The organism is Alteromonas profundi (assembly GCF_010500865.1).
Taxonomy (GTDB): Bacteria; Pseudomonadota; Gammaproteobacteria; order Enterobacterales; family Alteromonadaceae; genus Alteromonas; species Alteromonas profundi.
In genome coordinates this window covers 79,357-91,562 of the sequence record NZ_JAAAWN010000013.1, presented here as the reverse complement: position 1 = coordinate 91,562, position 12,206 = coordinate 79,357, and the positions used below count along the sequence as shown (strand labels likewise).

At 44.4% G+C, this 12,206-nt stretch carries 14 protein-coding genes; 10 read left to right on the top strand and 4 right to left on the bottom strand.

The annotated features are described in order from the left end of the window. Positions 1-41: 41 nt before the first annotated feature. The 7 genes from ubiE (at position 42) to GTH32_RS11220 (ending at position 6,362) form a co-directional block, all read left to right on the top strand. Complete coding sequence (ubiE, locus tag GTH32_RS11250) at positions 42-818, top strand: bifunctional demethylmenaquinone methyltransferase/2-methoxy-6-polyprenyl-1,4-benzoquinol methylase UbiE (protein ID WP_163085785.1); 777 nt, start codon at positions 42-44, stop codon at positions 816-818. Then, a complete protein-coding gene (locus GTH32_RS11245) occupies positions 818-1,447 on the top strand; it encodes a ubiquinone biosynthesis accessory factor UbiJ (protein WP_163085783.1) in 630 nt (209 codons plus the stop codon). Before ubiE ends, GTH32_RS11245 begins: the two co-directional genes overlap by 1 nt. 26 nt (positions 1,448-1,473) lie before the next feature. Then, a complete protein-coding gene (gene ubiB, locus GTH32_RS11240; protein ID WP_163085781.1) occupies positions 1,474-3,102 on the top strand; it encodes a ubiquinone biosynthesis regulatory protein kinase UbiB in 1,629 nt (542 codons plus the stop codon). A gap of 285 nt (positions 3,103-3,387) precedes the next feature. Beyond that, entirely contained in the window at positions 3,388-3,597 is a 210-nt protein-coding gene (gene cspE, locus GTH32_RS11235) for a transcription antiterminator/RNA stability regulator CspE (protein ID WP_163085779.1), read from the top strand. A gap of 240 nt (positions 3,598-3,837) precedes the next feature. Beyond that, positions 3,838-4,482 carry a hypothetical protein gene (locus GTH32_RS11230; RefSeq protein ID WP_163085777.1) on the top strand — a complete coding sequence of 215 codons (645 nt, stop codon included), beginning with the start codon at positions 3,838-3,840 and terminating at the stop codon, positions 4,480-4,482. A 107-nt stretch (positions 4,483-4,589) separates the two neighbouring features. After that, a complete protein-coding gene (locus tag GTH32_RS11225; protein WP_163085775.1) occupies positions 4,590-5,063 on the top strand; it encodes an Lrp/AsnC family transcriptional regulator in 474 nt (157 codons plus the stop codon). Positions 5,064-5,180: 117 nt separating this feature from the next. Next, complete coding sequence (locus GTH32_RS11220; protein ID WP_163085773.1) at positions 5,181-6,362, top strand: acyl-CoA dehydrogenase; 1,182 nt, start codon at positions 5,181-5,183, stop codon at positions 6,360-6,362. A 43-nt stretch (positions 6,363-6,405) separates the two neighbouring features. Here GTH32_RS11220 and GTH32_RS11215 read toward each other — a convergent pair whose 3' ends face one another. From GTH32_RS11215 to GTH32_RS11200, 4 genes are all read right to left on the bottom strand, one after another. Next, on the bottom strand, positions 6,406-6,573 hold the full coding sequence (locus GTH32_RS11215) for a hypothetical protein (protein WP_163085771.1): 168 nt from the start codon (positions 6,571-6,573) through the stop codon (positions 6,406-6,408). Between the two features lie 329 nt (positions 6,574-6,902). Further along, on the bottom strand, positions 6,903-7,913 hold the full coding sequence (locus GTH32_RS11210) for a cytochrome d ubiquinol oxidase subunit II (protein WP_163085769.1): 1,011 nt from the start codon (positions 7,911-7,913) through the stop codon (positions 6,903-6,905). A 9-nt stretch (positions 7,914-7,922) separates the two neighbouring features. Next, positions 7,923-9,284, bottom strand: coding sequence for a cytochrome ubiquinol oxidase subunit I (locus tag GTH32_RS11205; protein WP_163085767.1), 1,362 nt, complete (start codon positions 9,282-9,284; stop codon positions 7,923-7,925). Positions 9,285-9,294: 10 nt separating this feature from the next. Further along, positions 9,295-9,852, bottom strand: coding sequence for a GbsR/MarR family transcriptional regulator (locus tag GTH32_RS11200; protein WP_163085765.1), 558 nt, complete (start codon positions 9,850-9,852; stop codon positions 9,295-9,297). Positions 9,853-10,084: 232 nt separating this feature from the next. On the opposite strand from GTH32_RS11200, the gene GTH32_RS11195 reads away from it, so the two are divergent. The 3 genes from GTH32_RS11195 to GTH32_RS11185 are packed head-to-tail and all read left to right on the top strand — an operon-like array spanning position 10,085 to position 12,176. After that, entirely contained in the window at positions 10,085-10,969 is an 885-nt protein-coding gene (locus GTH32_RS11195; RefSeq protein ID WP_163085763.1) for a YHYH protein, read from the top strand. Positions 10,970-10,981: 12 nt separating this feature from the next. Continuing rightward, a complete protein-coding gene (locus GTH32_RS11190) occupies positions 10,982-11,569 on the top strand; it encodes a toxin-antitoxin system YwqK family antitoxin (RefSeq protein ID WP_246223231.1) in 588 nt (195 codons plus the stop codon). Beyond that, on the top strand, positions 11,520-12,176 hold the full coding sequence (locus tag GTH32_RS11185; protein ID WP_163085761.1) for an SCO family protein: 657 nt from the start codon (positions 11,520-11,522) through the stop codon (positions 12,174-12,176). The genes GTH32_RS11190 and GTH32_RS11185 overlap by 50 nt, the downstream gene beginning before the upstream one ends. Positions 12,177-12,206: the final 30 nt, after the last annotated feature.

Genomic DNA, 12,206 nt, shown 5'->3' with positions numbered 1-12,206 from the left:
ATACACTTTAGCAATTAGTCAGTAGCACACACAGGAATGTCATGAGCGACAATCAAACCAATACATCAATTGATAAAACGCCAACCACGCATTTTGGTTTTCAGCAGGTGGAAAAGAATCAAAAAGCCTCTATGGTTGCTAACGTCTTTGATTCCGTTGCGGCAAAGTATGATGTGATGAACGATTTGATGTCCATGGGTGTGCATCGCTTATGGAAGCGTTACACCATCGACTGCTCAGGTGTGCGCAATGGCCAAAAAGTATTAGACATTGCAGGCGGTACCGGCGACTTAACCGCAAAGTTTTCCCGCCTCGTGGGGCCAAAAGGGCGAGTGACGCTTGCTGATATTAACTTATCAATGCTTAAAGTAGGGCGCGACAAACTGCGCGATCGTGGTTTGGTTGGCAATATCGACTATGTTCAAGCCGATGCAGAAGCACTGCCGTTCCCTGATAATCACTTTGATGTGGTAACCATGGCCTTTGGGTTACGTAATGTTACCGAAAAGCAAAACGCGTTAAATTCTATTTACCGCGTACTAAAACCAGGCGGCCGTTTATTGGTTTTGGAATTTTCTAAGCCCGCATCGGCCCAGTTGAGCAAAATCTACGATATGTATTCGTTTCATATTTTGCCGAAAATGGGCCAGTTGGTGGCCAACGATGCTGAAAGCTATCAGTATTTGGCAGAAAGTATTCGTATGCACCCCGACCAAGAAACCTTAAAAGGTATGTTTGAAACCGCCGGTTTTGAGCAATGTGATTACCAAAACCTTACTGGCGGTATTGTGGCATTGCATCGAGGATACAAATTTTAATGCCTGCTACGGCTTTATTAAGTGCAGTGGTAGAAAGCTCGGTAAATAAGCTGCTGCAGTTAGACCCAGATAGCCAAGCGCGCCTAGCACAGTTACAAGGCGCGCGCTTAATTGCCTTTATCGATCCCCTACCGCAAGGGGTTATGTTGGTGTTTTCAGAGCAGATTGATGTGCTCATGGTGCCTGAGTCCTTTGACACTATCGTGGCCCAACTAGGAAGCCAAGACTGCTGCATTAAAACTTCATTGCAAACCCTTCCTGAACTTAAAAACACCAATATGCTTACTCGCCTTATTCAGCAAAATAAATTGCAAGTAGAAGGTGAGCTAGCCGTTGCCCAAAAAGTGAGTGGCTTGTTTCAACAACTCGATATAGATGTAGAAGAGATAGTTGCGGGCTACACCAATGATATTATTGCTCACCAAAGTATGCGGGTGGCTGAACGTATAGGGCAGCACGCCGAGCGGGTGTTTGCCAACTTAGCCACTATTACGGGCAATGCCCTTGTTGAAGAAAAGCAGTTAGCCGCCCATAGATTAGCCGTGATGCACTTTAGCGACCAGGTGAACAGTATAAGAGATGATGTTGCTAAGCTTGAAGCTCGCCTACAGAAATTAGAACAACAATGATAAAAAAAGTGAATTAAGAGACGTCCATGCGCATTTTACGGCTGTATCGAATTAATAAAGTGTTGTTAGAGCATGGGCTGGATGATCTTATCCCGGCAAAATGGCTTCCTTGGTACGCAAGGGTGTTGCGTCATTGTATATTCTGGATACGCAATAAACATAAAGACAAAAGCCCAGGCGAGCGCATTACGTTAGCACTACAAAGCTTAGGCCCTGTGTTTATTAAATTTGGCCAAATGCTTTCTACACGCCGGGATCTTTTACCGCCATCCATCGCTAACGAACTCGCGCGCCTGCAAGATAAGGTTCCACCTTTTTCCTCAAGCGCCGCCCAGGAAATCATTAAAACGTCGCTGGGGCTTAGCCATTTAAGCGAACTTTTTAGCGAGTTTCACGAAGCTCCATTAGCCTCGGCCTCTATCGCGCAGGTGCATGCTGCGAAACTAAAACACAATAACGAAGATGTAGTAGTAAAGGTATTAAGGCCTGACATTCGCGCCACTATTGTTGCCGACATGGAGCTGTTATTTAGCTTAGCCACTGTGCTGCAAAGGTGGTTACCTGACGGTAAACGTCTACGCCCCATAGAGGTAGTGGTGGAGTACCGTAAAACAATTGTGGATGAGCTGGACCTACTACGTGAATCGGCAAATGGTATTCAACTAGGGCGCAACTTCGAAGGCTCAGACTCTTTGTATGTGCCTAAAATTTATAGCGATCATTGCAGGCACAATGTACTGGTAATGGAGAGAATTTACGGCTTACCCATTTCCAATATCGACGCATTATTAGCGCAAAATACCAACATGAAGAAGCTAGCGGAGCGTGGTGTCGAAGTATTCTTTACGCAAGTTTTTCGAGACAGTTTTTTCCACGCCGATATGCACCCGGGCAATATTTTCGTTAGCACAGAACACCCGCAAGAACCCAAATATATTGCTATCGACTTTGGCATAGTAGGCACGTTAAACCAGGAAGATAAACGCTATTTAGCAGAAAACTTTATCGCCTTTTTTAACCGCGACTACAGAAAGGTTGCTCAGCTTCATGCCGACTCGGGTTGGGTGCCAGCCGACACCAATATAGATGAATTTGAAATGGCTATTCGTACGGTATGCGAGCCCATTTTTCAAAAGCCTTTGGCTGAAATTTCATTTGGTAATGTATTGCTACAACTGTTTAATACAGCCCGCCGTTTTAATATGGTGGTGCAACCACAATTGGTGCTACTGCAAAAAACCTTGTTATATATTGAGGGGCTAGGCAGGCAGCTTTATCCGCAATTAGATTTGTGGAAAACCGCAAAACCGTTTTTAGAAAACTGGATGCGTGAGCAAATTGGTTTCACTGCAATGTTAGGTAAAGTGAAAGCCAATTTGCCGTTTTGGTCTGAAAAGCTACCCGAAATGCCCGACCTACTTTACGACAGCTTGCAGCAGCTAAAACGTATGCCGCTACAGCAACAGCGCGCCAATGAAGCTTTGCTGTTACAGCAGCAAAAAGCCATACGAACAACCCATTGGGGCATAGTAGGGGCCACCCTCGTTTTACTTAGCGGTATATTACCTATTTACGATATTGCTTGGTATGTGCCTGCTACGTTCGGGATGTTAGGCGTAATTTGTTGGCTTTGTGCGTGGCGAGGCACAAACTAGCTTTTCGTCGCATACAAAAAAACCTAAGAATTTACGCTATTTATTAATTAATTGTATATTAATCAGTCCGAAGAGTGTTATAGTGAATGCGGCTTTAAGCCAACAGTCTTTAAATAGACGTGATTATTTTTTATTTGCTATATGTAAAACCGCTCAAGTTACCATGTGATTTGTTGTAAGTTGTTTCTCCATTCGTAAGTAAGACCCAATAACACTGTCTAATTAAAGACACGCAACACGCGCATTTTTTGCGCATTTTAAAATGATATTTGAGGTCTATACGACATGTCTAAAGTTACAGGCACCGTTAAGTGGTTTAACGCTGATAAAGGTTATGGTTTTCTAACTCAAGATAACGGCGGTAAGGACGTTTTCGTTCATTTCCGTGCAATCGTTTCTGACGGTTACAAAACTCTTCCAGAAGGTCAGCGCGTAGAATTTGAAGTTGAAGAAGGTCAAAAAGGTCTTCAAGCTGCTAACGTGCAAGCCATCTAAGAAATTCAAAAACGGCGGTCAGTATGACCGCCGTTTTTCTTTCTTGCTATTTTGTGTTATCTCCATCCCTTTCTTTATTCGCCGTATTCCCCGCTTCTTTCTAGTACCTAATCTATCCTATTCGTCCTTTAGTTTTCTTTCGAACGTCCTTTTTATTTTCGCTTTCACCAGCACAGTGGTTTAACTTACTTCTACTTAATGGTTTACTCTAGTGACACGTACGAAGTTAAGGATATAAACATGACGGCAATAGTCACTAAACGATGGCAGTACATACCACTTCTTCTTATCGGTTTCTTTTTATCGTCTGGTGTTTTTGCACAAACGAACGCGCCACAAAAAGCCGTGGCCACCTTATTCGGTAACCCTGTTAGTGCCAGTGATATAGAGCCCAATAAAGCAGCAAAGAAGAAGGCCAAAGACGTTTTTGCACAGCAATATCAAAGCGCGGTTGAAAACATGCGCCAGCAAAACTTAGCCAGCAAAATTATCGATAGGGTAATAGAAGAATACCAAAAGAAAAACAACATTACGGTTAACCGTGAATTAGTGGAAGACTTTAAAAGGGTGTTTAAGGCAAGCCTAGATGAACAAAATACGACGGCCGCTAAACGACAAGAAATTGGCGTAAAACAGGTATTGCAATGGCAGACCGATAAAGCGCTGTACGAGGAATTTGGGGGCACCGTTATTTTCCAGCAAACCAACCCTCAGTTTCCGGTAGAAGCGTATCACCAGCTATTAAAGCAATACGCAAATGCGGGCGCATTCACGTTTAAACATAACGATGATGAAGCGGCGTTTTGGCAACCGTTTGAGCCCCCCTTTACGCTTATTATTGAGCCAGAAGACATTAATTTTGCTAAGCCTTGGTGGCAGCCTTAACCGTAGGCAGGCGCGGGGCGTTATTTACCTGCACCTAACCGCTAACTACTGTTAAGTTGTCCTTTGCGTTAAAATATGAGCAACAACCTGTAAGAGTTAACCCAATAATGAAAAAATTTACTCTAGATGGCGTAGATAAAGCTATATTGTTGCAGCTTCAGAAGAACGCTGATACCCCGGTGGCCGATATAGCAGAGCAAGTAGGGCTAACGACTACGCCATGTTGGCGACGAATACAGCGGTTAGAAACCCAAGGGATCATAGCCAAACGGGTAGCCTTATTGCAGGCGAAAACGTTAGGTCTTGCGATGACGGTTTTCGTGCAAATTAAAGCGGCCCGACATGATGGCAAATGGCTCGATGATTTCGCAAAGCATGCCGCCTCATTCGATGAAATTGTAGAGTTTTATCGTATGTCTGGCGAATACGATTACTTACTTAAAGTGTTGGTAAAAGATATGGACGACTTCGATCTTTTTTACAAACGCTTAGTTAACGGCATAGATCTTAACGACGTTACCTCTAGTTTTGCTATGGAGCAAATAAAGTACACCACTGCACTACCGTTACATCACCTATAGCCATTTTTGCTTTACACCCCCAAGCCTAAAATGTACCGCTTTGGGGCGCAAAACCTTGAAAGCATTGGCCTTAAAGCGCAAAGTAAACCCATGATTACCCTTTATTAGGTTTACCCAATGACGCAATCACATCCACACTGGCACGACCCCTTATTATTAGATCAGCAGCTTAGCGATGAAGAGCGTATGGTGCAGCGAAGTGCTCATGACTTCTGTCAGCAAGCATTGATGCCAACCATACTATCGGCCAATCGAAAAGGCTATTTCGATAGAAATATTATGCGCCAGTTAGGTGAAATTGGTTTTTTAGGTTCCACCATTGAGGGCTATGGCTGTAGCGGGGTTAATTATGTGTCTTACGGCCTGTTAGCACGAGAAGTAGAGCGTGTGGATAGCGGCTATCGAAGTGCGATGAGCGTGCAGTCGTCGTTAGTTATGCACCCCATTAATACATTTGGTAGTGCGGCGCAAAAAGAAAAATACCTAGCAAAACTGGCAAAAGGTGAATGGGTGGGGTGCTTTGGTTTAACCGAACCCGATGCTGGATCTGATCCTGCGAGCATGAAAACCCGCGCTGAGAAAGTGCAAGGAGGGTATCGCCTTAGTGGCAGCAAAATGTGGATCACCAATTCGCCCATTGCCGATGTATTTGTGGTGTGGGCGAAAGACACCTCAGAAGATAATGCAATACGTGGCTTTCTTTTAGACAAGGGCATGGCGGGGCTCAGTGCTCCAGAGATAAAAAGTAAGCTATCTTTGCGGGCTTCTATTACTGGCGAAATAGTCATGGATAAGGTGTTTGTACCTGATGAAAACGTGTTCCCAGATGTGCGCGGTTTAACAGGCCCCTTCAGTTGTTTAAACATGGCGCGGTACGGTATTTCCTGGGGCGCGATGGGCGCTGCGGAATTTTGTTGGCATGCTGCGCGCCAATATGGGTTAGATAGACACCAGTTTAACCGGCCCCTTGCCCAAACACAGTTATTTCAAACCAAATTAGCCGATATGCAAACCGATATTGCATTGGGGTTACAGGGCTCGTTACGGTTAGGGAGATTGATTGATAGTAAAAACGTAGATCCTATGATGATATCGCTAATGAAACGCAATAATTGCGCTAAAGCCTTATCCATCGCTCGTATGTCACGGGATATGCACGGTGGCAACGGAATATCAGATGAGTTTCATGTAATGCGGCATATGATTAATCTTGAAACAGTCAATACCTATGAAGGAACGTACGATGTACACGGATTAATTTTAGGTCGTGGGCAGACGGGTCTGCAGGGGTTCTTTTAATTACTGTTTAATATCAAAAAAGGGCCTTTGCTAAAGGCCCTTTTTATCCGTGCTTCTGGTGTTCTTCCCGTTCTTGTTCTTCAAATAGCTTCTTCTTCTTTTTGATCTTACATCCTAAGGCGCGCTGTGCATTTTTGCGCCCGATGTAGTGGGCAATAGTGTAGGGATGAGCACGTGTGAAAAACCGTGAAAAAGGTTTGAATACATTCATAATACTTTGCTCCTTTCAAAATCTATCTTCCCATATGTAATATAGTCAAGTTGTAGTTTTATGTCAACTATGTTACACGTGTTGCGTCTAACCGGCGCGCGAGGAAAAAACGCTACGCTCTTATTAATTAGTTCTCGCTAGATGAAAAAAAGATCACCTAATTTTTACTTCATTTAAGTAGAGGGTGAGCAGAAAGTAGGCAGCGATATAGAAGGGTAGAACGCCGGTAGAGAGACCGTAAGCAAAAGCCAATGAGCCGATAAAAGGCAAAAGCGCATCACGTGAAATTCATGATGCGCTTAGGCTAAAGAAAAAGCGTTGGCGGTGAATTAGTAGTAGGAAAGCTTTTCAGATTTTCCGGCAAAAATTTTATACACCATGGCGGTGTAAACAAGAATGCAAGGCACTACTATAACCACACCCACTAATAGAAAGCGTAACGAGTTTGCATCACTTAGCGCGTCCATAACCGTGAGTTCACCGGGTATCACGTAAGGGTAGTAACTAATACCAAACGCCGCAAAGCACAATACAAACACCAGTAATGCAATAAAGAAGGGGAGCCATTCGCCTTTGCCACCCGCATCGGGAAGCTTTTTAAGCAATACGCCGCATAGCACCAAAAGCGCGAAACAGGCAATAGGTATACCCATTAATAGGTAGCCCCAAGGCGCAGAAAACCATAGCTCTTGTACACGCTCGTGCAAGGTAAGGTTAGCTATACTTACTGCGATAATACCACCTGCAAGAACGCCTAGCCCACGCCGGGCCCAATAGTAGGCTTTGGCCTGCAAATTGTTTTCAGCTTTTAATATTAACCAACAAGACCCTATAAACGCATAAGCCGCAGTAACACCAAACGCCGCCAGTAAGGCAAAGCCTTGTGCCCATAAGTCGGTGCGTAAGCCAGTGACATAAATGCCCAACATGTACCCTTGCGCTAAGGTGGTAAGCAATGAGCCATACTTAAAGGTAAGATCCCATTTACGTTTTTGCACCTGTACTACTTTCGCTCTAAAGTCGAAGGACACGCCCCGAAGAATAAGCCCTATTAGCATTAACGTGGCCGGTATGTATAAGGCCTGCAAAACATCACTGTGGGCTTCGGGGAAGGCAAAAAGTAATAACCCTACGCCTAGCACTAGCCATGTTTCATTGGCATCCCAATAAGGCCCAATAGACGCAATCATATCATCGCGAAACTTCTCTTCGCGGGGCGGAAGCAATACGCCCACGCCTAAGTCATACCCGTCTAATACGGCATAAATTAATATTGCTAACCCCAGCAAACCTATGTAAATGTCGCCTAAGGTTTCAGTAGAAAGATTTTCGAAAAGCATGGAGACTCCTTAGGTATTCGCCGGCGACATTTTCGCTGCTTTTGCCATTTCCCGTTCCTCAGTAGAAATTTCCTCAATTTCAACCGCTCTACGACACATCAACATAAGTGTGCCCATGTAGGCCACTAACAACACAGCATAGATAACGGCATACAAAGTAAACGAAAAGACAACATTTGCAGGGGGCAGTTGAGTAACTGCATCTTGGGTTTTAAGTACGCCACTGACTAGGTAGGGTTGGCGGCCTATTTCGGTAACATACCAACCGGCTAATGTAGCAACCCATCCGCTAAAGGCCATACCAGCAAAGGTACGCTTAAGCCATAGAGGAAAAGTTTTGTTCCGCAATAAGTAAGCACTGCCTACCCAGGACACTGCCAGCATTAGCATACCCATGCCCACCATAACTCGAAAGCCAAAGAACACAGGGGCTACGGGCGGGTGCTCTCCTTCAAACTCATTTAACCCCTTTATTTCACCATCCATTTCATGGGTGAGAATAAGGCTGGCACCTTTAGGAATAGGTATTTCAAAATGGTTTTCTCTACTTTCTTCATCGGGAATAGCAAATAGCAGTAGGGGAGCACCTTCGGTGGTTTCCCACAAGCCCTCCATTGCCGCTACTTTCTGCGGTTGGTGCTCTAAGGTATTTAGCCCATGCATGTCGCCTGCAAATATCTGCAAAGGAATGAGAACCGCGGCAGTGTAGGTTGCCGTTTTAAGTGCTAATTTAGGCGCTATTTTATCGTCACCTTTAAGCATACGATAGGCCGATAAACCGGCAATCAAGAAGCTGGCGGTAAGCCCTGAGGCTAGCATCATATGAACAAAACGGTAGGGGAAGGACGGATTAAATATAATCGCGCTCCAGTCTTTCGCGTATACCACGCCATCAACTAACTCGAAACCCTGTGGCGTTTGCATCCAGCTGTTTAGTGCCAGGATCCAAAATGCCGAAGCCGTAGTTCCAAGCGCAACTATTAACGTGGCAGCAGTATGAAGCCAGTTAGGTACCTTGCGTATACCAAACAGCATAATGCCTAAAAAGGTTGCCTCTAGGAAAAAGGCCGTAAGCACTTCGTAGCCTAATAAGGGGCCTGCAACATTGCCTACTTTTTCCATAAAGCCAGGCCAGTTGGTGCCGAACTGGAATGACATAGTGACACCGCTCACCACGCCAAGCGCGAAGCTTAGTGCAAACACCCGTACCCAAAAGCGGTAAATACGCATCCATACAGGGTGATCAGAAATATTTGAACGTAGCTTAAAATAAAAGAGAAACCAGCCCATTGCCATGGTGATGGTTGGAAATAAAATATGAAAACTTATATTTAACGCAAATTGTAAACGCGACAGCAAGAATGCATCCACAGGGAGCCTCCTAGTTAACGGTACTTTTACCCGGAAGTAACTTGTCCTTAATTTCAAGCATACGGCCCACGCCGGAGCCAAGCTTCATGAGAGTGTTTAGTTTTTCGGGCCCAAGATTTTGAAGCTCTTGCGACCACGCGGTTACCGACTCCAATAAATCGTGAATCTCAGTTAATTTCTCCTGAGCATTGGCTTCGGTGTCATTTGCTGGTGTATCTAATAAGAGATCACGTAGCAAACTCATGGTTGGATCAATTTCTCTTTTTCTTCGTTCTTCAAAAACCCGATTTGCCAGCGTCCATATGTCTCCTGCAGGAATGAAAAATTCCTTACGCTCGCCAGGCACTAAATGTTGCTTAATAAGACGCCACGACTGAAGTTCTTTTAACCCCATACTGGTGTTGCCTCGAGAAATATTTAATCCGTCAGCAATTTCCTGCGCAGAAATTGGTTTATCGTGCAAAACAATTAATGCCAATATCTGGCCTACAGTGCGGTTAAACCCCCATCGGCTTCCCATTTCACCGAAGTGCATAACGGCTGAGGTAATAAGTGGCGTCATTTTCATATCTATACCTGCTGAACTTTCAGAAATTACTGAAAGTTTATGCCTAGGTTTGATTTAGATCAAGCTTTTTCGCCTCTATTGAACAGATGCAACACTGTTTTGTCCCTTTTAATATTTACCGTATAAATGCAAAAAACGTAAGAACCCCACTGATCCTGCACTGTTTCTGCACTTTTTGTTTGTAGACTGACGTTCTCATACATTTTTAACGTCATTCATAAGGTGGCTGATCATGGCGAATCGTGGACTTGGTACCAATATATTCCTTGCAACAATCGCGCTTTTGGCGCTAAACGGGTGTGGTAGTGACAGCGACAGTAATAGCATCATCGATGACACAACCGATACCGTGTCGACAGATACAGATACAGATACAGATACAGGTACTGGTTCATCGTCAACGCAAGAGTGCGATAATCCAGTTACCTCGCTGCCAGCTATATTCCTAGAGTTTAATGCGTCGCCCAATGTTACCGCCGTGTTATCTGCCGATGGTTGTACTGTAACCGTGGAAGCGAACGGTAAGCCAAACCATACCTCCTCATACTGGGATGCAGGCAACGAAAGTGGGCTTTATGTTGAACCAGAAGATGCCACCTTATTTGATCAGCAGCGTTCGCCTGGCGATATTGAAGACTACATCAATGTGTTTCAGTTAACTGTGCCGGTTGAACCTGAATTGGCCAGTTCATCTTCGGCTACACCGCTTGGTGCCATAGGTATAGCTACCAGTGGCGCGCCTATTTTTAACGACTCTGAAGGTAACGGCGATGTTTCGCTTGGGGTTATCCAAGGGTTTGACCGCAATGGGGCACACACTGGGCCGCAAACCTATCACTATCATCTAGAACCCAAAGCCATCTCCTATGACGATGACAGCTTAGTGGGAATCATGTCCGATGGTTTCTTTATTTATGGGAGACGGTGTTATTCCAGTGTCGACTATCCAACAGACTTAGACGAATCTAATGGCCATACTGCCGTTACTCAGTTCACAGGCTCATCTGATGAAGACGCGGTATACCATTACCATGTTTCTGCCGAACGTTATTTAAACGGCGATTATTATCTTATTTTCCCCGGTGATTTTCAGGGAACACCTAACGGCGTTAATTAGGCTTACATTCTGATGATAAAAGCGATTGGCATTGTGGTGGTAGCCACCCTTGGTTTATGTATGTACCTAAACCAAGGCCCGGTGCGGGTGCTCAATACCAATATATCAATAGATGATCAGGGATTACGCGTGTTTAACAACACGCCCTTTACTGGCGAGGTTATTACCTATTATCCAAATGGTGCTTTAGCGGCTATAGAGCAATTTGATGCAGGTCGGCGTCATGGCAGAGTAAGAAAATGGTTTAAAAGCGGCGTTTTGGCATATCAGTCGCACTATAGCCATGGCGTGCGGGAAGGCGTTACAAAAAGCTGGTGGTTTAATGGTAATCCGCGCTCTCGCTTTTTTTATAAAAAGGGCAGAGCTGAAGGCGAAGCATGGCAGTGGTATCGCAACGGCAACAAATTTAAGCGTTTTAATTATAGCGCGGGGCAGCCCACCGGCTTACAGCAGGCATGGCGCAAAAACGGTAAATTGTTTAGCAATTTTGAATACAAAAATGGCCGAATATTTGGCCTTCGAAAATCGAATAACTGTGTGGGGTTAGAAGATGAAAAAATATCTGTGGATTATTATCGCACTCAAGCTGGTGACGCTTAGTACACATACAGCGGCGCAAGAACTTCCTTATTATAACGATGCATCGTTTACGCCTCATTGGCTATCAGAAGAAGATATCGACTTGGCATCGTTTCACGCTATTCCGTCTTTTAGTTTTACCGATCAGCAGGGAAACACTATTACCAATGAAGACTTAGACGGCAAAGTGTATGTCGCCGGTTTCTTCTTTAGTACGTGCCCGGGTATTTGTCCTACTATTCGCTCTAAGCTTATTAAGGTGCAGCAAACCTTTGCTAACGATAACAACGTAAAAATAGTGCAGCACTCTATTCGCCCATCAACCGATACTACTGAAATATTACAGGCCTATGCGAAGAAAAACGGCATTAACAACCAACAGTGGTATTTGCTTACGGGTGAAAAATCGGCGATTTATCACATTGCCAAGCGCTTTTACTTTGCCAGCGAAGATTTAGGAAATGTGCAGAAAAATAAAGACTTTCTACACACTGAAAGCTTGCTACTTATTGATGAAAATAAGCATATACGCGGGATTTACAATGGGCTAAATGCAGCGTCGGTAAACTATCTCATTGAAGATATTCGTACTCTTAGAAAGGCGCAGAGTGAGCAGTCTGAGATCTAAAGCGCCCAGCTTCATAAAAATACGAATACA